Below are 19952 nucleotides of genomic sequence, written 5' to 3'. Positions count from 1 at the left end.
TACTTCAATCAGGTTTCCTATTTATTGAAGCTGGCGGGGAAGGACAGGATTTCAAACCCAAACCCATCAAGCTGAACTTTAAGGTTCTCCGCTTCTGCTGCAAATTCTTCGTCTGTAAGCATATTAGTAACTTTTACACCTTTCAGCGGATAAGGCAAAGTAACTTCCGCATTTTCATCCGCAGGATTGGCGAGCACGATGATTGTTTTAAAGTCATCGTATTTGCGGTAGGCAACTACATTAGAATCAGTTTGAATAAATTCAAAATGGCCATCATTTGCCAGCAGCTTTTCCTCTTTCCGCAGCTTAATCAGCCTTTGAATATGAGAATGTAAATCACGATCCTGTTTTTCCTCATCCCATTCCATGCATTTTCTGCAGCCGGGATCCATTTCACCGCTTAGCCCAATTTCATCACCATAATATATGCATGGTGAACCCATAAAGGTAAATAAAAGTGTATAAATAAGTTTTACCCTGTCTTTATCCTCTTTGCATTCCGTTAAAATTCTGGGTGTATCATGGCTTCCAACCAGATTGAATGCAGCTTCATAGACATTGGCCGGGTAGCTGTGGATTTCAGCGGTCATATTGTTGGCGAATTCAGTTCCGGTAATGGATTTTTTTGCAATTAAATTAAGCAAGTTCGTGGTAAAAGGATAATTCATGACAGCATCGAACTGGTCTCCGCGCAGCCAGGGCATAGAATTGTGCCAGATTTCCCCTAAAATATAGAGATCTGGTTTAATTCGTTTAACAGTCTGTCTGAATTCACGCCAGAACTGATGGTCAACTTCATTGGCCACATCCAGCCGCCAGCCGTCGATATCAAATTCTTCAATCCAGTAACTGGCCACTTTGAGCAAATAATTTTTTACCTCTGGATTATGTGTATTCAGCTTTGGCATCTGCTCAACAAAAGCGAAGGTCTCATAATTAGGATACTCCCCGCCTTTTAGCGGGAAACTATGAGGATGGAACCAATCTTTATATCTTGATTTTTCTCCTTTCTCAAGCACATCCTGGAAAGGGGGAAAATAGTATCCGCTATGGTTGAAAACAGCATCGAGCATCACTCTAATATCCCGCTTATGGCATTCTGCAACCAGTCTTTTTAATGTATCCTTTGAACCGAACTGGGGATCAATTTCCAGATAATCTATTGTATCATATTTATGGTTGGAAAATGCCTTAAAAACAGGCGTGAAATAGATGCCGGTGATGCCAAGCTCGTGAAGATAATCAAGATGTTCAATGACACCTTCAAAATCACCGCCAAAAAAGTTATCCTTAGAAGGCTGTTCACTGCCCCAGGGAAGAACTCCTTCGGGGTCATTGCCGCGATTCCCGTTAGCAAATCTTTCTGGGAAAATCTGATACCAGACTGTATCCTTCACCCAGGAAGGAGCTTTAAATACTTCTTCAGGATGCAGATAAGGAAAGTTGAAATAATAACCTGAATCAGAAGGAGCCTCCTCGTAAAAACCTTTTTCGGTCAAAATTAATTTTTCTTCACCAGACTTTAATTGAAAGCCATATCTGGATCTTCTATGTGGCGGGTCAATATATACATGCCAATAATCATGAATGCCATCAGATCCGGATTTCTTCATTTCCGTTTTTTCATACTGCCATTTTCCATCTGCCCAAAGATATTGGTCACCGTGTATTAAAGTGACTTCAGAAACATCTTCTTTCTTTGTTTGCAGTCTAATATGTAAGGTTTTCTTGCTGATGGGATAAACATAATGATCAGCAGGATAATGTATGATAGCTGCTTTTTCCATTGAAATTCCCCTTTCAAAGTGCAATCGCTTGCATTATACCATATGAAAGAAATGAAAATATAGTATAGAAATGAGTATCAATCTTTTGAAATTAATTTTCGCTTAAAAATATTTAGAAAAAAGTAGTTGTAAAAGCCCAAAAACCTTGTATAATAAAAATTAGAAATTGTGCAATCGTTTTCATTAAGCGGTTTCATTGGGTAATAGTTTAAGTGAACGCTCATATTTTTTAGAAATAGATAAAAGCGTTTACACTTTTGTGCAAACGGTTGTACTTTTTGCATTACTCAACAGATTTATTTAAAGGGGGCAATATCATGAAAAAGTCACTATCTTTCTTTATGATGCTGGTATTAGTGATCGGAATGCTGGCAGCTTGCGGTCCTCAGCGTGAGGCACAGCCGGAAAACACAGATAAAGATAACGGCACAAGCGAAAACCAGGCTGAAGAGCCAAAACCGGAAAAATTAGTAGTTTGGGAAGACACAGATAAAGGCATAGCTTTAAAGCCTGCCATTGAGTCTTTTGAAAAAGAATATGGAATTAAAGTTGAATTTAAAGAGTTGGGCATGGCAGATAAGATCCGTGACCAATTAAGACTTGATGGACCTGCGGGAAATGCACCTGACGTTGTTACACTTCCTCATGACCAGATTGGCCAGGTTGTAACTGAAGGTCTTCTTCAGGAAATCCAGGTAGAAGACAGTGTTCTTGATACTTTCACAGAATCATCCATCACTGCTCAAATGTTTGACGGAAAATTATATGGTCTTCCAAAAGCAACTGAAACACCAGTATTCATCTATAATAAAGCATTAATGGAAAAAGCTCCTGAAACAATGGATGAGCTTTACACTCAAGCTAAAGAATTGACGGCTGGCGGACAGTACGGATTCCTGGCTCTATTCGATAACTTCTATTTCGCACACGGACCTATTGCTGGCATGGGCGGATATGTTTTCAAGGAAAATGACGGTGCATTAGACCGTGAAGATGTAGGCTTAAACAACGAAGGCGCTGTTGAAGGTGCTGAGTTCATTCAAAAATGGTACAGTGAGGGCTTATTCCCTAAAGGAATCATCGGGGAAAGTGGCGGAGCAGCAATGGATGGCTTATTCAATGAAGGAAAAGCTGCTTCTGTTATGAATGGTCCATGGGCACTTCAAGGCATGAAGGATGCAGGAATTGATGTTGGAGTTTCTGTAATGCCAAAGCTTCCTAACGGTGAGCCTGTTAAAACATTCATGGGTGTTAAAGGCTGGCATGTAACTGCATTCACTAAAAACCCTTATTGGGCAACAAAATTTGTTGAGCATATTACAAATGAAGAAAACTCAAAAATCCGTTTCGAGACAACTCAGGAAATCCCTCCTGTAAAATCTCTTATTGAAGATCCTGTAATTGCAGACAATGAAGCTGCAAAAGCAGTCGCAGAGCAATCTCAATATGCTGTTCCAATGCCAAACATTCCTGAAATGGCTGAAGTCTGGGGACCAATGGCCTCTGCACTTCAAACGATTGCAACAGGAAAAGCTGAACCAAAGGCAGCACTTGACGATGCAGTAAAAACGATTAAAACAAATATCGAAACAAATCACCCTGCCAAGTAAATCTTGACAGACAAAGGGCGGTACCTCCCAGGAGGTATTGCCCATCATTTTTATATAATGCCAAAAAAAGTAGAAGGAGCCCGCTTCGGCTTAGCTCCAAGAGCCGCTGTCGTCTGGAGCTAGACAGTTAATCAACTTCAGAATTAATACATTCATATCTTTAAATTGAAGCGGCAGAAGCCGCTTTCCTGTTCCTCTTTAAAGCAACCGTTTGCACAAAAACAGCCGCTATTATTTTGGAAATGAATTATAATAATAGAAAATACTTTCTCCTATAAAGAAAGGGGAGGCCACAGCCATATGGAAACAAAAAAAATGACATCCAATCATGGAAGAAATGCTGCTCTATTATCCATCCTGCCTGGATTTGGACAGTTTTATAATAAACAATTCGTGAAAGGTGCCATATTCTTAATTCTTACTGTTTCGTTCTTTGCAGCATTCTATGACACACTAAATTGGGGATTCTGGGGACTTATTACACTGGGGGAAATTCCAGTTCTGGACCACTCAATTTTTCTCCTGATCGATGGAATTATCGCACTGATTGTAACAGCATTGGGACTTATCATATATGCTTTCAATATTTATGATGCATATAATAATGGAAAAAAACGTGATTTGGGGCTGAAATTAAACAGTGTCAGGGAACAGTACCACAATCTCCTTGATAATGGTTTTCCATATTTAATGATATCACCAGGATTTTTTCTCTTAGTTTTCGTAGTTATTTTTCCTATCTTATTCGTAGTTCTTCTTGCATTTACAAACTATGATCTATATCATTCTCCGCCTGCAAAACTGGTAGATTGGGTTGGCATTCAGAATTTTATCGATATCTTCAAGCTGGATTTATGGAGAAAAACCTTCTTTGGCGTAATGGGCTGGACAATAGTCTGGACTTTTGTAGCTACCTCTTTGCAGGTAGCTCTGGGTATTTTCCTGGCAATTCTCGTTAACCAGAAGGATCTTAAAGGGAAAGCGATTATCCGAACAATTTTCATTCTCCCTTGGGCAGTTCCTGCATTTATATCGATCCTGATTTTCTCAGGGATGTTCAATGAGACATTTGGTGTGATTAATAAAACGATTCTGGATGCAATTGGCATCGGTCCTGTTCCATGGATGACAGAGGAAAATTGGACACGTTTAGCATTAATTTTCATTCAGTCATGGCTTGGATTCCCGTTCATTTTTGCTATGACAACAGGTGTGCTGCAGTCCATTCCGGATGAGCTTTATGAAGCTGCAACAGTGGATGGTGCAACGATCCTGCAGAAATTCACAAAAATCACTCTGCCGCTGGTTCTTTTTGCAACGGCACCCATTATCATTACTCAGTATACATTCAACTTCAACAACTTTAATGTTATCTTCTTGTTCAATGGCGGGGGACCGGCCATTCCGGGCCAAAATGCCGGCGGTTCGGATATTCTTATATCCTGGATTTATAAACTGACAATGACTTCTGCCCAATACGGCAAAGCCGCTGCAGTTACCATGATCCTATCACTCATAGTCATCACGGTAGCCCTATGGCAGTTTAGAAGAACAAAATCATTCCAAGAAGAGGATTTGATGTAGCTATGAGCATGAAGAAAAATAAAATTATCCGGCTGACTTTTTCCTATGTCATCATTGCCTTGATGAGCTTTATTGTGATTTATCCGCTTTTGTGGGTAGTGGGTTCTTCCTTAAATCCAGGCCAAAGTTTGTCGGGATCCACAATGTTTCCTGAAAATCCGACATTAGACCATTACAAATACCTTTTTGATTCAGATAAATCCAATTATGTTAAATGGTACTGGAATTCTTTGAAAATAAGTACATTGACCATGATTTTAACGGTTATTACAGTATCCTTCACTGCGTACTCATTTTCCCGTTACCGCTTTATCGGAAGGAAAAATGGATTATTAACTTTCCTGATACTGCAAATGATACCCAACTTTGCAGCGCTGATTGCCATATTTGTATTAGCGACAAGAACAGGTTTAATTGATACACATCTTGGATTAATCCTTGTGTATGTCGGCGGACAGATTCCAATGAATACCTGGCTGATGAAGGGTTATCTCGATACGATTCCAAAAGAACTTGATGAATCTGCGAAAATGGATGGTGCGAGCCATCTGCGTGTCTTCTGGCAAATTGTTATGCCGCTGGCAAAACCAATTGTTGCGGTAGTTGCGCTATTTTCATTCATAGCTCCTTTTGGGGATTTTATCCTTGCAAGAATTTTATTAAGAACAGATGAAAAGTTCACAATGGCTGTAGGATTGTATGAAATGGTTGCGAAGCAATTTGGAAATGAATTTACAAAGTTTGCTGCTGGTTCTGTTTTAATTGCCATTCCGATTGCTGCACTGTTCCTTATGTTCCAAAAATACTTTGTATCTGGTTTGACGGCAGGGGGAACAAAAGGCTAATCTTAAAGGGCTGAAACTTTACTGGCCGCTGCAGTCTGCGAACTGAACTGGATTGCAGTCTCTCAGCGGCTTGAAAAATGAAGGAGGAGCGGCGATGAATAAAGGAATCATAACCTTCATCTTAATCCCGTTTCTTCTTTTTTATGCCCTGCCGGCAGGAGCAGCTGAAAAAGAAGAGCGTAAATGGCAAGATGAAACATTTTATTTCTTAATGGTTGACCGATTTAGCAATGGAGATCCCAACAATGACTTTAAAGTCGATGTTCAGGACCCAAAAGCTTATCATGGCGGAGATTTTAAGGGGATTACAGAACGCCTGGATTATATTAAAGATATGGGGTTTACCGCAATTTGGCTGACTCCCGTTTTTGATAATGAAGAGAAGGGCTATCACGGTTATTGGATTAAAGATTTTTATAACACGGAAGAGCACTTTGGCACAATGGATGAATTCAAGCAGTTAGTCCAAGAAGCTCACAAAAGAGATATGAAAGTGATTTTGGACTTTGTTGTAAATCATGTGGGCACCAATCACGAATGGGTTAATGACCCCGGGAAAAAGGACTGGTTCCATGAAAAACAAGATATCATCAACTGGACGAATCAATCTGAGATTGAAAATGGCTGGATTTATGGACTCCCTGATTTAAAGCAGGAAAACCCTGAGGTACAAAACTATTTAATTGATGCAGCAAAGTGGTGGATCGAAGAAACGGATATTGATGGATATCGTCTTGATACTGTAAAGCATGTTCCAAAATCATTCTGGACCGAATTCGCCAAAAATGTAAAGTCAGTCAAAGAAGACTTTTATTTGCTGGGGGAAGTATGGTCGGATGATCCAAAATATATTGCTGAATATGAAAAAACAGGAATAGACGGCTTTGTTGATTATCCTTTAAATGATCATTTAAGAACTGCCTTTGCAGAGCCTGACAAATCGTTAAGCTGGCTTTTTGCAAACTGGGACCGAAATAAGGCATTTTATGAAAATCCCTATCTAATGGGAAGCTTCATGGATAATCATGATACTGTCAGGTTCACTCGGGATGCTATCACAAAAAATCATCATCCGGGTCCAAGGTGGAAACTTGCCTTAACATACATGTATACCACACCTGGGATTCCAATTGTTTATTATGGAAGTGAAATAGCTATGGATGGCGGTGAGGACCCTGACAACCGCAGGCAAATGGATTTCCGTACAGATAAAGAACTGATTGATTATATCGCAAAACTTGGGGAAGTTAGGCAAATGCTGCCATCTTTAACAAGGGGCGACATGGAACTGCTGGAGGAAAAGGACGGTTTTGCCGTTTATAAACGGAATTACGAAGATGAAACAACGGTTATTGTGATCAATAATTCAACAAAGTCACAGAAAGCGGTACTTGATTCCACTCAATTAGAAGAAGGAAAAGAGCTTCGCGGCATGATTGCTGATGATCTCATCCGAGATAAAGACGGAAAATATGAGATGATCATTGACCGGGAAGAGGCTGAAGTATATGTTCTGGCAGAAAAATCGGGATTGAATATTCCGCTGATTGCAGCACTTGCAGCAGTTTATTCAGCCTTTATGATTTTTATCTATCTTTTATGGAAGCGGTCAAAACAGAAGAAATCCGAGTAATTTTGGCATTAGAGCCTCCCCTTCTTCCTATTCCTGTTAACTGTTTAAAAAAGGAAAGAAAATCAAACCTGTTTTGATTATAATATTAATAACAGAGACCTCACGGAGAGGGTGATTCTATTGGCAGTCACAATTAAAGATGTAGCAAAGATGGCAAAAGTTGCGCCTTCTACTGTTTCAAGGGTAATTGCCAACAATCCTCGCATCAGCGAGAAAACTAAGCAAAAAGTCAGGGAAGCAATGGAACAGTTAGGATATCATCCGAATTTTATTGCCCGAAGCCTTGCAAGCCAATCAACCCGCGCAATTGGGCTGATAATGCCCAGTTCTACGGATGTTGTATTTCAGAACCCCTTCTTTCCAACTGTCCTTAGGGGTCTGAGCGAGGGAGCCCATGAAAGGCATTATGCTCTCCATATGACAACCGGGAAAACAGATGATGAGATCTATGAAGGTGTTGTCCAAATGGTACAGGGCGGCCGGGTAGATGGAGTGATATTGCTGTATTCAAAAGTGGAGGATAAAGTTCTGGCCTTCTTAAAAGATAGGGATTTCCCATTTGTTGTTATTGGCAAGCCTTTTTCGGACGAAGAAGAAATCACTTACGTGGATAATAATAATTTCCGTGCAGCCAAAGAAGTAACGGAATACTTGATTAAGCTGGGCCATAAGCAAATTGCGTTTGTCGGCGGAAACTTGAATCTAACCGTTACAGTTGAACGTCTGCTCGGCTATGAAAAAGCATTAAGGGATGCTGGAATTGAACTGGTAAATGAATATATTGTTCATGAAGAATTCTTAAAAGAAGGAGGCCAGGAAGCTGTCAGAGAACTCATTTCCCTGACAAAACCTCCAACCGCCCTTGTGGTTGCCGACGACTTAATGGCATTGGGTGTCCTGAATACTCTGGATGAAATGGGTATAAAAGTTCCTGAAGATATGTCTATCATCAGCTTTAATAATGTGCTTCTGGCTGAAATGTCCAGACCTCCTCTAACTTCTGTCGATATCAATATATTCGATCTGGGATTTGAATCTGCCCGAAGCCTTATATACAGAATTGAAAACCCGCGGGAGCCTGTAAAGCGCATTATTATTCCCCATAAAATTGTAAAACGCTGCTCATGCAGCAGTCCGAAAACTGAAGAACCACAGATTGTATCATAAAAAAGGGAAGCCTGATGCAGGCTTCCCTTTTTTATCGCAGTCTAACGGTCAGTAAGACTCTCCAATGGAAGACTCAGAGGATTCATAAGAGGATTCATAAGAGATCATTGGGAGTCAAACTGCCCGTATAAGCCAGATTGGTTCAACTAACAATCAGAGGGGTTAATTGAACCCTTTCTGATTGAAGTTTCACTCTACCCGTTTACAATAGTGCCTCCATTGACATGAATCATCTGGCCGCTCACATAAGATGAATCATCACTGGCAAGATAGACATAGGCCGGAGCTAATTCATAAGGCTGTCCTGCTCTGCCTATTGGGGTATTTGATCCAAATTTTGATACCTTATCTGCTGTGAATGTAGATGGAATAAGCGGTGTCCAAATAGGTCCAGGAGCAACTCCATTTACGCGAATTCCCTGTCCAGCCAGCGATTTGGCCAATGAGCGTGTAAAGGAGACAATCGCTCCTTTTGTTGAAGAATAGTCGATTAGCTGCTCGTTGCCTTCATAAGCTGTTATCGAAGCAGTATTGATAATTGAGCTCCCTTTTTTAAGGTGAGGAAGTACTGCTTTTGTCAGATGGAAGAATGAAAAGATGTTTGTTCGGAATGTTTTTTCAAGCTGTTCAGCAGTGATATCAAGCAGGCTATTTTGAGGATGCTGCTCGGCTGCATTATTAACCAGTACATCGATTTGCCCAAATTTATCAAGTGTTTTCCTGACTGCATCCTTACAGAATGTTTCGCTTCCGAGATCTCCGGAGATCAGCAGACAGTCTTGTCCTTCAGCCTGAATGGCCTCTTTAGTCTTTTCTGCGTCTTCATGTTCTTCCAGATAGACAATCGCCACGCTGGCTCCTTCTTTGGCAAAATAAATGGCAGCTGATTTTCCGATGCCGCTGTCTCCGCCTGTTATTAAAACAACTTTTCCTTTTAATTTATCGGACCCTTTATAATTTGGATCAACAGTTTGGGGCTCAGGCTGCATTGGCGCCTCTGTGCCGGGCTGATGATCCTGATGCTGAGGCGGAAATTCCTTTGGATTGTTTTGAGTATTAGACATTACTAAATCCCTCCAAATCATTAATACTCTTTTAATTCCATTTTATTATGGTAAAAAAACATGGAAATTATTTGCATTTCTCTTATATAATGGATTTAAAAAAGAGTGGGGGAACAGGATTTGCAGATTCGATCAGCTGACAAAAGTGATGCAGAAGCCATTTTGGCGCATTGCCGGAAAGCTTTTGGAGAAACTGATTTTTTAATGACTGAGGCGGATGAGTTTAATTTAACAATTGAAGAAGAGGAAGCGTGGCTTGAGCAGAGCATTAGAACTGGAGATCTTATTTTATTAGCGGAAGTTGACAATGAAGTGATTGGAATGCTGAACTTTCGGCGTTCAAAAAGCAAAAAGGTAAACCATCTGGGGTATTTCGGGATTACAATACAGAAGAAGCATTGTAACCAGGGACTGGGAAGCAAAATGATGGAGCAATTTTTGAAGTGGGCGCAAGAGGAACCGGGTCTTGAAAAAGTATGCCTGGAAGTCTTTTCGTATAACCAAAGAGCAATCCATCTGTACAAGCGATTTGGATTTCAGGAGGAAGGACGCAAAATTAAACATATTAAAAGAAGCGATGGGTCTTATGCAGATGAATTAATGATGTATAAATTTGTAAAATAACCCTTAGCATTCTTTCTCAAACGGTGAAAATTAAAAAATCAGCAAATAAATTCATTTAAAGCAAGCTGGTTTTTCTGAAAAATTATAAAAGCAAACGGATTTTCTCCGTTTGCTTAAAATTACCGATAATTTACGAATTGAACATCAACAGTCAAATCTGCCTCTTTAACAGCAGCAATAATCTTCTGCAGGTCATCGCGGTTTTTGCCGGTTACTCGGACCTGATCATCCTGAACCTGGCTCTTCACCTTTAAACCGCTGTTTTTAATAAGGGTATTGATCTTCTTGGCATTGTCTTTATCAATTCCCTGGACAAGCTTTGCTCTTTGGCGTACAGTTCCGCCTGATGCCCCCTCAATCTTGCTGTAATCAAGATTTTTTACAGGTATGCCCCTTTTTATCAATTTACTCAATAAAACATCTTTAAGCTGTTCCATTTTAAATTCATCATCAGATAGAAGCACGAGCTCTTCTTTATCGAGCTTTATATCACTTTTGCTGCCTTTAAAGTCATAACGGGTGGAGATTTCCTTCATGGCAATATTAATGGCATTGGTTACTTCAGAAAAGTCAACTTTGGATACAATATCAAATGAGCTTTCTTTAGACATGACAGCCTCCTTGGAGATAACATTTTAAGTTTCACTTCTTGTCCTTATTATAGTAAAATATAGCAGTTCAAACAACTTTAGGAGTTATGTGATCTTAATTGGGAAAGATTTAATATAATGAATATTTGTTTACTGGAAACTAAGAAGGAGGAAAAGGGATGGCTTTAGAAGAGAATTTAGGCCGTGCTGCTAAACTGATTGTTTCAAGGGAAGCGGCTTTTGGCTATTTTTTGACGGATGGAGAGGAAGATGTTCTTCTTCATCAGAACGAGACAGATGAAAAGCTGGAGGAAGGACAGGAAGTCGAGGCTTTTCTTTATATGGACTCGCAGGGAAGAATTGCAGCAACAACTGTGATTCCGGAAGTTCAGGCTGGTACATATGGATGGGCGCATGTAAGTGATGTAAAGCCCGGCATCGGTGTATTTATCAACATCGGCATTCAGAAGGACATGCTCCTCGGTGAGGAAGATTTGCCTGTACATGAAGCCGTCTGGCCGATTGAAGGGGATAGGTTATACATTACACTCCGGGTGAATAAGAATAACAGAATTTATGTAAAAATGGCTACTGATCCTGTCATTACAGATATTTCAATAAAGGCAGCCAAAAGTGATTTTAATAAGAATATTCACGGACATATATATAGAACTGCAAAGGTTGGGAGCTGGATTTTTACAGCTGAGGGCTTTAAAGGCTTTATCCATGAATCCCAGCGCAAAAGGGAGCCCCGTCTTGGCGAAAAAGTTGAGGGACGGATTGTTGATGTGAAAGAGGACGGAACAGTGAATGTTTCCCTTATACCCAGAAAACATGAGGTATTGGACGATGATTCCGAAAAAATCCTATCTTATCTTGAAAGCCGCAATGGTGCGATGCCATTTGGCGATAAAAGCGCGCCAGAAGATATACAGGATCGTTTTCAGCTAAGCAAAGCTTCTTTTAAAAGGGCTTTGGGAAGGCTTATGAAGGAAGGCAAGGTTTATCAGGAAGATGGATGGACATATATAAAGAAAGACTAATTCACAATCTAAAAACGGACAAGCCAATGCTTGCCCGTTTTATTATTATAGATGATCTGTCTTTTTGGAATATTGGTTTTTCCCGGCTTTGCGGTTTTTCTCGCGCATCATATTTTTTTCGTGAAGAAGCGCATTATTGTCTTTTGCTTTTTTATCATTATCGGAAGTATGCGGCATAATAATAATACTCCTTTCATACTGAGAGGTTTATCCTTCAGAATATTACTGAAGTACAATCATATTGTCTGTCAGAATGAAATGGAGTATGTATTCTTCACTAGGTTTATATTTGCTTTTGGTAGAAAATCGCAATTGTTCCTGGACCCGTATGGGACCCGATTGCAGAGCCTATGGATGTAATATAGACTTCTTTGGCTTTTAGCTCTTCCAGGATTAATTTTTGCATTTCAAGAGCTGTGTCTTCATCATCAGCATGGCTGATGCCGACCGTCTGATTCTCAAACGAAGTCCCATTTTCTTTCATCAGCTCAATGATGCGGCGAAGAAGCTTTTTCTTGCCGCGCAGTTTCTCAATCGGTACAAGTTTGCCATCTTCTACAGTTAGCAGAGGTTTAATGTTCAAAAGTCCGCCTAGAAATGCGGAAGCTTTAGAAACACGGCCGCCTTTTGCCAGGTATTCGAGATCATTTACAGTGAATAAACTCTCGAGGTGCCGGCATCGAAGTTCGATATCTTGCTGTATGTCTTCCTTGGATGCGCCTGATTGTGCGTTAGCAGCCGCTGCCTTAACGATTAATCCATATCCCAATGAAGCCGCCTTAGAATCGATAATGGATAATTTGAAATCCGGGTATTTCTCTTTTACTTGCTCCAAAATCATTACAGCGGTCTGGTATGTACCTGAGAGTCCGGAGGAAAAAGAAACATAAATGCCGTCTTCATTTTGTTCTGCCATCTTCATGAACGTTTCCTCAAAATGGAGAGGGGATACCTGAGATGTTTTAGGCACCTGGCCCTCACGGATAGCATCATAAACATCCTTAGGTTCTATGGTGACTAAATCTTCATATTCTGTATCATTCAGTTGAACCTTTAATGGGAAAAGTGTGACGCCATTTTCTTCATAAAAGCTTAGCGGCAGATCACACGCACTGTCAGCTAAAATTTTTACTGACATTTTCTTTCACCTGCTTTCAAACTATATGAATTAAGTTTATAGAAATCAAGGAGAAAAAACAATGAATTGTGTTGAAAATGACACTTTTCGCAAGTCCAACGGGCAGTAAGACTCTTACTTTCAGAATCAAAGGAATAGAAGGGGATATAAGCGGGGGGCAAACTGCCCGTATGCTGTGAAAACGTCTTTGTGACCCGCTTCCTCCCATAAGCTGCAGCTTTTGGTTGATGATTATGCTGACGAAGCCTTCCTTGTGCTGTGTGCCTCAACTAACAATCAGCGGGGAAAAATCCCCCGCTGATTGAAGATTCACTTTACTGGGTAAAGAAAATAATAAAAAAATTCAGGGGGTAAAAAATGGTTTGGTTAGAAACTAAGAAAGTATTTATTGTTTTGATTGGCGCGATATTGAACGCAATTGCGATGAATTTTTTTCTGATACCTGCCAATGTATATGCGAGCGGTTTTACAGGTGTGGCACAGCTATTATCAAGCATTCTTGGGGATTTTGGATCAACAGGAATTCTGCTGTTCATTCTAAATATTCCTGTAACCATTTTAGCCTGGAAGAAGGTTGGAAGGTCTTTTACTATTTACAGTTTTCTAAGCGTATTCTTAATGTCATTTTTCTTGGAAATCATACCGGTAATTCATGTTTCAAAAGATATTTTGCTTAATGCCGTTTTTGGAGGTGTGATTGCGGCTGTTGGCGTAGGGATAACACTGAAATGGGGGGCTTCCACAGGAGGAATGGATATCATCGCAATGGTATTGTCCCGAATGAAAGACAAGCCTGTCGGTACATATTTTTTCACACTTAACGCCATTATTATAATAACAGCTGGCTTTTTGTATGGATGGGAAAAAGCTTTATACACTCTTGTTACCCTTTATGCCTCAACCAGGGTCATTGATGCCATTCATACAAGACATGAGAAACTGACAGCATTAATTATAACGAAAAAATCGGAAGAAATGAAAAAAGCCATCCATGACCATCTGGTCAGGGGAATTACAACCATTCCGGCAAAGGGGGCTTTTACAAATGAAAACAAGGAAATGATGATGATTGTCATCACCCGTTATGAGTTATTCGACCTTGAAAGAATTATTAAAGAAGTAGATCCGAATGCCTTTACAAATATTGTCCAAACCGCTGGTGTTTATGGTTTCTTCCGCAGGGATTAAATGAATGGAGGGATGAAGGATGCTTCGGCTTTTGACTGCTGCTGCTCTGATTATCTTCACTATGCCTTTGCAAAGTTTTGAAGCTTCTAAAAAGGAAATGCCATTTGATTTTAAAGTAATGCCTCAAGCAGGAACGGAAACAATGGAGATAGAATTGCTTCTGAGGAATACTGCCAATTACCCGCTAAGCTTTGAGTTTAGGACTTCCCAATTTTACGAAGTAAATATATTAAATCAAAATGGCGAAATGGTATATTCCTCTTCAGAAGGTAAAGCATTTTTACAAGCTATACAGACCATTGCCGTCAAACCGGATGAATTCAAGGTGTGGAAAGAGCAGTGGGATTATCGGCACAATGGCAAAAGAGTAAAGGAAGGGGAGTACATTGTAAAAGCCAGGCTTTTGGCATCAAACTTAAATGGCAAAGAACTGGAGACCAAAGCGGAATCAGAAGCCTCTGTCTATATCCCAGGACAAAATCCTGCCTTTCGCCATGTTAAGGTTACTGGAGAGAATGGCTTATATTCAGTATCAATTGAAGGGCGTCCAAAAAACGGAAAGCTATGGTATACAGTTGAAGATGGCCATAATGAACTGCTGCCTGAAAAGGGAGTATCAGCTCTTTCAAATAACTGGGAGAACTATAATATAAAAGTAAGCATTCCTGCTGATAAATTGCCTGAAAACGGATCAGTGATTTTGCATTTATATGAAAAAAGCCATAATGACGGACATATTATAAATCCCTTTCCTGTTATCCTGGAAAGGAGGTAAAAAAGAAGCTGGCAGCCATCGAGGCTGCCAGCTTCTTTTTAGCGATTCTGCGAATATTGCTCAAGCTCCTGCTGCATCTCCCGCAGCTGTGCCTGTTCAGCCGCCGTGGAATTGGCAAACGCGGAACTTAAAGCATTTTTCGCACGGGAAACAGTTTCTTCGCCTGCAGAACTTTTAGCTATTTCCACATATTTTCTGGCTTCCTGAAATAATCTGTTTCCCATCGTTATATTCCTCCGAGGGATGATTCTTTCACATTAGCTAATTTTTGGGCTTCCGCCTCTGCATAGGTCATGTGGTACGGGATACGTTCATCATGCTTACTAACAGTATCAACACCCTGTTGTACGAAGCGTTTTGATTTATTACGTTTACCCATTCGAATCCCCTCCATGAAAGAGTTTAAAGCAGCATTGTGCTGCTCCATCCTTTAGTATGCTCTATAGGAATGATTTAAAAAGGGAATTTAAAGGACTGGTTGCCATTAAATTTCTTTTGGTCATTTGCTTATAGTGCTTTAAGGTTTAATAATTCATTTAAATAGATTCCGATTCCATCCTCCTCGTTGGTTAAGGTGACTTCATTGGCAATATTTTTCACCTGGTCAATAGCATTGCCCATGGCAATCCCGTAGCCTGCATATTCAAGCATTTCAAGATCATTGTCTTCATCACCGAAAGCTATGATCCGCTCAGGCGGTATTTGGAAGTAATCAGCTGCTTTTTGGAGGCCAACAGCTTTATTCAGCCCTGTTTTTACGATTTCAATGACATGCCATGGAGCCGCCCAGCGACGGTGATCAATCACTTCGGCATGGACTTCGGAAAGATGGGCTCTAATTGTTTTTACATGTTCTTCATCTGTGTGGATCAGCATGCTTGTCGGATTATCATTAAGATAATTGCGTAAATCTCCAGTCGTAATTTTGGGATCGCCAAAACCGAAGATATCCAGAAGCTTTTCATCATGGTAATGCAGGTAAACATCATCTATAACTTCTGCTACAATATTATGCACTGTATAGCTATTAACGGCTTCTACAATTTCCTTTGCAACGTCCATTTGCAGAGGTGTATGATAAACTCCCCAATTATGATCTTTAGGATGATGTATGTAAGCACCATTGAAATTGACAATTGGCGTAGTCAATCCCATTTCACGATAATAAATTTCGCTGGAGCGAAATGGCCTTCCGGTGGCAATCATCACTTCATGTCCTTGTTCGCGTGCCTTTTGAATAATCATTTTAGTTTTAGCTGAGATGGTTTTGTCATCTTTTAATAATGTTCCATCAAGGTCCAGTGCAATTAAATGTTTTTCTGCCATAAGATCTCCTTCTAAGCGCTCAGCACTTTTTTATAAGAATTTAACTGCAGTTTACGCACTGCAGCCAATTGCTTATCTTGAAGTATGCCCCGCTTTTCTTTTAAGTGTAAAGGTTTTGGAAAAAAAAAGTCTACATGTTAAACTGAAAATATAGAAAGAATTTACATCAAAACAAGAGCGTAAGCTTTTACAAAATCATTTTATACATATATGTTATCAATATTATTATAATTTTGTAAAAAAATTCACTTGTGCCCTAACAGATTTAGGAGGAAGAACTGTGGTTGTTATTGAACATAAGCATATCAAAGAAATTCCTGTTCTTGAACTGGCCAGACAGGAAGTAAAAGGGGAACGCTTGCCTTTTATTATTTTCGTTCATGGCTTTACGAGTGCCAAAGAACATAATCTGCATTATGCCTATCTGCTAGCTGAAAAAGGGTTCAGGGTGGTGCTTCCAGACACCTTGCTTCATGGGGAAAGATCTGAAGGTTTATCAGGCAGCGATTTAAATTTCAGGCTATGGGATATTGTTCTAAATACAATTGCGGAATTGAACATAATCAGGGATGTCTATGAGGATGCAGATCTGATCGACAAGGGAAGAATAGGGCTTGTGGGCACCTCCATGGGAGGAATAGTCACTTTGGGCGCCTTGACCCAGTATGAGTGGGTCAAAGCTGCAGTAAGCCTTATGGGTATGCCGTATTATGAAAAATTTGCTCAGCTTCAGCTGGATGAATTGAAGAAGAATAATATTAAAATTCCGCTTTCAAGCGAAGAACTAGCAGATCTGCTGGGGACCTTAAGGGAGCGGGATCTAAGTCTTCAGCCTGAAAAACTTGGAGGAAGGCCGCTTATGTTCTGGCATGGCAAAAAAGACCCGGTTGTGCCTTATTCCTATACATACCAATTTTATGAGACCATCCAGCCCTTATATAGTGACTCACCTGAAAACCTCATGTTTATATCAGATGAACAGGCGGGGCACAAAGTAAGCAGGGAAGGGCTGCTGGAAACGGTTAAATGGTTTGGGGAACATCTATAACCAACATTTTTTCAATTCATTTAAATATTTGTTAAGATATAGATAAAGTAAATAATGAAGGAGTGCTGCAGAAATGGACCAGGATTTAAAAGACAGCATCATGGGTGCACTTGAACTTGTTGTTGACCCGGAGCTGGGGATAGATATTGTGAACTTAGGCTTAGTATATGATGTGAAAATGGAAGAGGAAGGTAAAGCCGTGGTAGATATGACTCTTACTTCCATGGGGTGTCCTTTGGCAGGAACAATTGTTGAGCAAGTAAAGTCAGCATTGGCTGATATTCCCGAAGTAAAGGACACTGAAGTGAACATTGTCTGGAACCCGCCTTGGTCTAAAGACAGAATGTCCCGCTATGCAAAAATTGCACTTGGCGTACAATAAGATTGAATCTTAAAAACAGCAGGATTATTTTCCTGCTGTTTTTTTATGCCCTTGCTTTAATTCCTTTGAACACATCTCTGTAAATTCTTTGAAAATGAGCATTGTATGTGAGGTAGTTCACTTATTTAACATGCCGATTATCCTATACTAACGATGGAAAGACAAAATTGCGTTGATGAAACATCCAGGACCTGTGGCTGTTAAGGAGGCATCTCAAATGGGATTTGATAGAGATTTTAATAAAGACCCTTTTATTGTGATATGGGAATTAACAAGGGCATGCCAGCTAAAATGTCTGCATTGCCGTGCGGAAGCGCAATACAGGAGAGATCCGCGAGAGCTTTCCTTTGATGAAGGGAAGTATTTGATTGACCAAATCAAGGAAATGAACAACCCTATGCTTGTTTTTACGGGTGGTGATCCATTAATGAGGCAGGATGTATTCGACATTGCCGAATATGCTGTAAAAAAAGGCGTGCGTGTGTCAATGACGCCCAGTGCGACACCGAATGTAACAAAAGAAGCTATTGAAAAAGCCAAAGAGGTCGGCTTAGCTCGATGGGCTTTCAGCCTTGATGGGCCAAAAGCGGAAATCCATGACCATTTTAGAGGTACTGCCGGTTCCTTTGATTTAACGATCGAAAGGATTAAATATTTGCACGAGCTTGAAATTCCAGTCCAGATTAATACAGTTATTTCGCGTTATAATATCGATTATCTTGAGGAAATGGCTAAAGTTGTAGAAGAACTCAAATGTGTTCTTTGGAGTGTGTTCTTCCTCGTCCCAACAGGGAGAGGGCAGGAAACAGATATGATTTCTCCGGTTGAACATGAGATGGTATTTACATGGCTGTATAACTTAAGCAAAAAAGTTACTTTCGATATCAAGACAACAGCTGCCCAGCATTACCGCCGAGTGGTCATTCAGCAAAAAATGAAGGAAGCGAAGGCTCAGAATGAGGACATTCAATATCTCGATGCACTTACACAGCAAGGGCTAACGGGTTCTATAGATGGTTTAGGCAGGGCTCCTAAAGGTGTGAATGACGGAAATGGATTTGTTTTCATTTCACATATTGGGGATGTTTATCCTAGCGGGCTTCTGCCTGTTAAAGCAGGGAATGTAAGGGAACAGCCACTTGCTGAAATATACAGGGAATCGCCAATTTTTAAAGACCTCAGAAATCCTGATAAATATAAAGGGAAATGCGGACAATGCGAGTTCCGTTATGTATGCGGGGGATCCAGGTCACGGGCATTTGCCATGACAGGGGATTATATGGAAAGCGAGCCGTTTTGTGTTTATATTCCAAAGGCACTTAGAAAGAAAGCGGCAAAATCATAAAAGAAAGGGAGTGCCGTTTGGATGCACTCCTACTCGATGCTGCAATATACGGCAGGGCAGTTTTCACAGCCTATTTCATTTTTTAAATATTGAAGATCTTTGACTGTGATTTTTCCATTTAGAATGGTAATGATGCTGTCTTTTTTCAGTTCACCCAGTATCCGGTTGGTGCTTTCCCTGGATGTGCCGCAGAAATTCCCAAGATCTTGATTCGTAAGGGGCAGATCAATGAGTATGCCATCCTTAACTTTTATGCCATAGCTGTTAGTCATTCTGATAAGGGTTGAATACAGGGCACCTTTTTTTCCGTTAAGGACGAGATCTCTAAATTTGGTCTGAGTATTACGAAAGTGGTCGCTCATCCATTTCATAAATTCATAAGCCAATGTGCTATTATTAAATATCTCCTTTTCCAGGACATCTTTTTTTATCACAGCTACTTAAATATTTAGGGTTACTGGTAAATAGGGTAAGCTCGCCAATAATTTCATTTTCTCCGCATAACCTGAAGGTAAGTTCTCTGCCATCAGCTGTTATCTTGCTGATTTGTATCTTGCCTGAAAGTATAATATAAAGTTCAGCAGCATCCATACCTTCCTGAAAAATGTAAGCCCCTTTGGAGGTTTTCATACGCCGGTCTGCAAAATGAAGAAGCTCTTTAATCTCTATGGAATGTGTCGGTTTAATGGCTGTGCGAGCCATATTAATCCTCCTTCATAAAACAACTGTCTTTTTTCACAATAATATCATTTGTATAGTGAAAACATTGCCGGCTTTTGTGTCTTTATTGTGGCATTTTCTAT

20 protein-coding genes and 1 pseudogene are annotated in these 19952 nt (G+C 40.2%); 12 read left to right on the top strand and 9 right to left on the bottom strand.

Annotated features, from left to right (window positions below; translation table 11 throughout):
- Positions 1–17 precede the first annotated feature (17 nt).
- On the bottom strand, positions 18–1787 hold the full coding sequence (locus NR125_RS12980) for an alpha-glycosidase (RefSeq protein ID WP_192908346.1): 1770 nt from the start codon (positions 1785–1787) through the stop codon (positions 18–20).
- A 317-nt stretch (positions 1788–2104) separates the two neighbouring features.
- Between NR125_RS12980 and NR125_RS12975 the strand changes: the two genes are divergently transcribed.
- From NR125_RS12975 to NR125_RS12955, 5 genes are all read left to right on the top strand, one after another.
- Positions 2105–3397 carry an extracellular solute-binding protein gene (locus NR125_RS12975; protein WP_009331269.1) on the top strand — a complete coding sequence of 431 codons (1293 nt, stop codon included), beginning with the start codon at positions 2105–2107 and terminating at the stop codon, positions 3395–3397.
- 300 nt (positions 3398–3697) lie between these two features.
- Positions 3698–4981: a carbohydrate ABC transporter permease gene (locus NR125_RS12970; RefSeq protein ID WP_009331268.1), complete on the top strand. Its 1284-nt coding sequence runs from the start codon at positions 3698–3700 to the stop codon at positions 4979–4981.
- 2 nt (positions 4982–4983) lie between these two features.
- Positions 4984–5826 carry a sugar ABC transporter permease gene (locus NR125_RS12965; RefSeq protein WP_019381459.1) on the top strand — a complete coding sequence of 281 codons (843 nt, stop codon included), beginning with the start codon at positions 4984–4986 and terminating at the stop codon, positions 5824–5826.
- A 94-nt stretch (positions 5827–5920) separates the two neighbouring features.
- Positions 5921–7459, top strand: a complete 1539-nt coding sequence (locus tag NR125_RS12960; RefSeq protein ID WP_009331266.1) for an alpha-amylase family glycosyl hydrolase — start codon at positions 5921–5923, stop codon at positions 7457–7459.
- Positions 7460–7579: 120 nt separating this feature from the next.
- Entirely contained in the window at positions 7580–8626 is a 1047-nt protein-coding gene (locus NR125_RS12955) for a LacI family DNA-binding transcriptional regulator (protein ID WP_009331265.1), read from the top strand.
- 194 nt (positions 8627–8820) lie between these two features.
- On the opposite strand, the gene NR125_RS12950 is transcribed toward NR125_RS12955, so the two are convergent.
- Positions 8821–9690, bottom strand: coding sequence for an SDR family oxidoreductase (locus NR125_RS12950; RefSeq protein WP_192908347.1), 870 nt, complete (start codon positions 9688–9690; stop codon positions 8821–8823).
- 120 nt (positions 9691–9810) lie between these two features.
- On the opposite strand from NR125_RS12950, the gene NR125_RS12945 reads away from it, so the two are divergent.
- Positions 9811–10314 carry a GNAT family N-acetyltransferase gene (locus tag NR125_RS12945; RefSeq protein WP_019381462.1) on the top strand — a complete coding sequence of 168 codons (504 nt, stop codon included), beginning with the start codon at positions 9811–9813 and terminating at the stop codon, positions 10312–10314.
- A 119-nt stretch (positions 10315–10433) separates the two neighbouring features.
- Here the strand turns inward: NR125_RS12945 and NR125_RS12940 are convergent, their stop codons facing one another.
- Positions 10434–10925 (bottom strand): YajQ family cyclic di-GMP-binding protein, encoded by a 492-nt coding sequence (locus NR125_RS12940; protein WP_009331262.1) that lies wholly within the window; start codon positions 10923–10925, stop codon positions 10434–10436.
- Between the two features lie 158 nt (positions 10926–11083).
- On the opposite strand from NR125_RS12940, the gene NR125_RS12935 reads away from it, so the two are divergent.
- Positions 11084–11947 (top strand): CvfB family protein, encoded by an 864-nt coding sequence (locus NR125_RS12935; protein WP_192908349.1) that lies wholly within the window; start codon positions 11084–11086, stop codon positions 11945–11947.
- A gap of 45 nt (positions 11948–11992) precedes the next feature.
- Here NR125_RS12935 and NR125_RS12930 read toward each other — a convergent pair whose 3' ends face one another.
- Complete coding sequence (locus NR125_RS12930; RefSeq protein WP_009331260.1) at positions 11993–12124, bottom strand: DUF3941 domain-containing protein; 132 nt, start codon at positions 12122–12124, stop codon at positions 11993–11995.
- Between the two features lie 106 nt (positions 12125–12230).
- A complete protein-coding gene (locus NR125_RS12925) occupies positions 12231–13085 on the bottom strand; it encodes a DegV family protein (protein WP_009331259.1) in 855 nt (284 codons plus the stop codon).
- A 357-nt stretch (positions 13086–13442) separates the two neighbouring features.
- Here NR125_RS12925 and NR125_RS12920 point away from each other — a divergent pair, with 357 nt between their 5' ends.
- Together NR125_RS12920 and NR125_RS12915 are read left to right on the top strand one after the other, a co-directional pair.
- Positions 13443–14273, top strand: a complete 831-nt coding sequence (locus NR125_RS12920) for a YitT family protein (protein ID WP_009331258.1) — start codon at positions 13443–13445, stop codon at positions 14271–14273.
- A 19-nt stretch (positions 14274–14292) separates the two neighbouring features.
- Complete coding sequence (locus tag NR125_RS12915; protein ID WP_009331257.1) at positions 14293–15048, top strand: BsuPI-related putative proteinase inhibitor; 756 nt, start codon at positions 14293–14295, stop codon at positions 15046–15048.
- A gap of 38 nt (positions 15049–15086) precedes the next feature.
- On the opposite strand, the gene NR125_RS12910 is transcribed toward NR125_RS12915, so the two are convergent.
- The 3 genes from NR125_RS12910 to NR125_RS12900 all read right to left on the bottom strand — a co-directional run bounded on the left by NR125_RS12910 (position 15087) and on the right by NR125_RS12900 (position 16374).
- Entirely contained in the window at positions 15087–15272 is a 186-nt protein-coding gene (locus NR125_RS12910; RefSeq protein WP_009331256.1) for a DUF3813 domain-containing protein, read from the bottom strand.
- Positions 15273–15274: 2 nt separating this feature from the next.
- A complete protein-coding gene (locus NR125_RS12905) occupies positions 15275–15427 on the bottom strand; it encodes a hypothetical protein (protein ID WP_009331255.1) in 153 nt (50 codons plus the stop codon).
- A 128-nt stretch (positions 15428–15555) separates the two neighbouring features.
- Positions 15556–16374 (bottom strand): Cof-type HAD-IIB family hydrolase, encoded by an 819-nt coding sequence (locus tag NR125_RS12900; RefSeq protein ID WP_192908350.1) that lies wholly within the window; start codon positions 16372–16374, stop codon positions 15556–15558.
- A gap of 280 nt (positions 16375–16654) precedes the next feature.
- On the opposite strand from NR125_RS12900, the gene NR125_RS12895 reads away from it, so the two are divergent.
- The 3 genes from NR125_RS12895 to NR125_RS12885 all read left to right on the top strand — a co-directional run bounded on the left by NR125_RS12895 (position 16655) and on the right by NR125_RS12885 (position 19149).
- Positions 16655–17422: an alpha/beta fold hydrolase gene (locus NR125_RS12895; RefSeq protein WP_009331253.1), complete on the top strand. Its 768-nt coding sequence runs from the start codon at positions 16655–16657 to the stop codon at positions 17420–17422.
- A gap of 73 nt (positions 17423–17495) precedes the next feature.
- On the top strand, positions 17496–17804 hold the full coding sequence (locus NR125_RS12890; protein ID WP_009331252.1) for a metal-sulfur cluster assembly factor: 309 nt from the start codon (positions 17496–17498) through the stop codon (positions 17802–17804).
- A 217-nt stretch (positions 17805–18021) separates the two neighbouring features.
- Entirely contained in the window at positions 18022–19149 is a 1128-nt protein-coding gene (locus NR125_RS12885) for a TIGR04053 family radical SAM/SPASM domain-containing protein (RefSeq protein WP_009331251.1), read from the top strand.
- 29 nt (positions 19150–19178) lie between these two features.
- Here NR125_RS12885 and NR125_RS12880 read toward each other — a convergent pair.
- A pseudogene (locus tag NR125_RS12880) lies at positions 19179–19851 on the bottom strand (Crp/Fnr family transcriptional regulator).
- Between the last annotated feature and the right edge of the window lie 101 nt (positions 19852–19952).

Source organism: Cytobacillus sp. Bac17 (genome assembly GCF_024519925.1).
Taxonomy (GTDB): domain Bacteria; phylum Bacillota; class Bacilli; order Bacillales; family Cytobacillaceae; genus Cytobacillus; species Cytobacillus pseudoceanisediminis.
This window is presented reverse-complemented; position numbering and strand designations above follow the sequence as displayed.

Excerpts from the sequence above, each read along its gene's own strand:
- NR125_RS12980 (WP_192908346.1), bottom strand. The coding sequence starts at position 1,787 with ATGGAAAAAGCAGCTATCATACATTATCCTGCTGATCATTATGTTTAT.
- NR125_RS12975 (WP_009331269.1), top strand. The coding sequence starts at position 2,105 with ATGAAAAAGTCACTATCTTTCTTTATGATGCTGGTATTAGTGATCGGA.
- NR125_RS12970 (WP_009331268.1), top strand. The coding sequence starts at position 3,698 with ATGGAAACAAAAAAAATGACATCCAATCATGGAAGAAATGCTGCTCTA.
- NR125_RS12965 (WP_019381459.1), top strand. The coding sequence starts at position 4,984 with ATGAGCATGAAGAAAAATAAAATTATCCGGCTGACTTTTTCCTATGTC.
- NR125_RS12960 (WP_009331266.1), top strand. The coding sequence starts at position 5,921 with ATGAATAAAGGAATCATAACCTTCATCTTAATCCCGTTTCTTCTTTTT.
- NR125_RS12950 (WP_192908347.1), bottom strand. The coding sequence starts at position 9,690 with ATGTCTAATACTCAAAACAATCCAAAGGAATTTCCGCCTCAGCATCAG.
- NR125_RS12940 (WP_009331262.1), bottom strand. The coding sequence starts at position 10,925 with ATGTCTAAAGAAAGCTCATTTGATATTGTATCCAAAGTTGACTTTTCT.
- NR125_RS12935 (WP_192908349.1), top strand. The coding sequence starts at position 11,084 with ATGGCTTTAGAAGAGAATTTAGGCCGTGCTGCTAAACTGATTGTTTCA.
- NR125_RS12930 (WP_009331260.1), bottom strand. The coding sequence starts at position 12,124 with ATGCCGCATACTTCCGATAATGATAAAAAAGCAAAAGACAATAATGCG.
- NR125_RS12925 (WP_009331259.1), bottom strand. The coding sequence starts at position 13,085 with ATGTCAGTAAAAATTTTAGCTGACAGTGCGTGTGATCTGCCGCTAAGC.
- NR125_RS12920 (WP_009331258.1), top strand. The coding sequence starts at position 13,443 with ATGGTTTGGTTAGAAACTAAGAAAGTATTTATTGTTTTGATTGGCGCG.
- NR125_RS12915 (WP_009331257.1), top strand. The coding sequence starts at position 14,293 with ATGCTTCGGCTTTTGACTGCTGCTGCTCTGATTATCTTCACTATGCCT.
- NR125_RS12910 (WP_009331256.1), bottom strand. The coding sequence starts at position 15,272 with ATGGGAAACAGATTATTTCAGGAAGCCAGAAAATATGTGGAAATAGCT.
- NR125_RS12905 (WP_009331255.1), bottom strand. The coding sequence starts at position 15,427 with ATGGGTAAACGTAATAAATCAAAACGCTTCGTACAACAGGGTGTTGAT.
- NR125_RS12900 (WP_192908350.1), bottom strand. The coding sequence starts at position 16,374 with ATGGCAGAAAAACATTTAATTGCACTGGACCTTGATGGAACATTATTA.
- NR125_RS12890 (WP_009331252.1), top strand. The coding sequence starts at position 17,496 with ATGGACCAGGATTTAAAAGACAGCATCATGGGTGCACTTGAACTTGTT.
- NR125_RS12885 (WP_009331251.1), top strand. The coding sequence starts at position 18,022 with ATGGGATTTGATAGAGATTTTAATAAAGACCCTTTTATTGTGATATGG.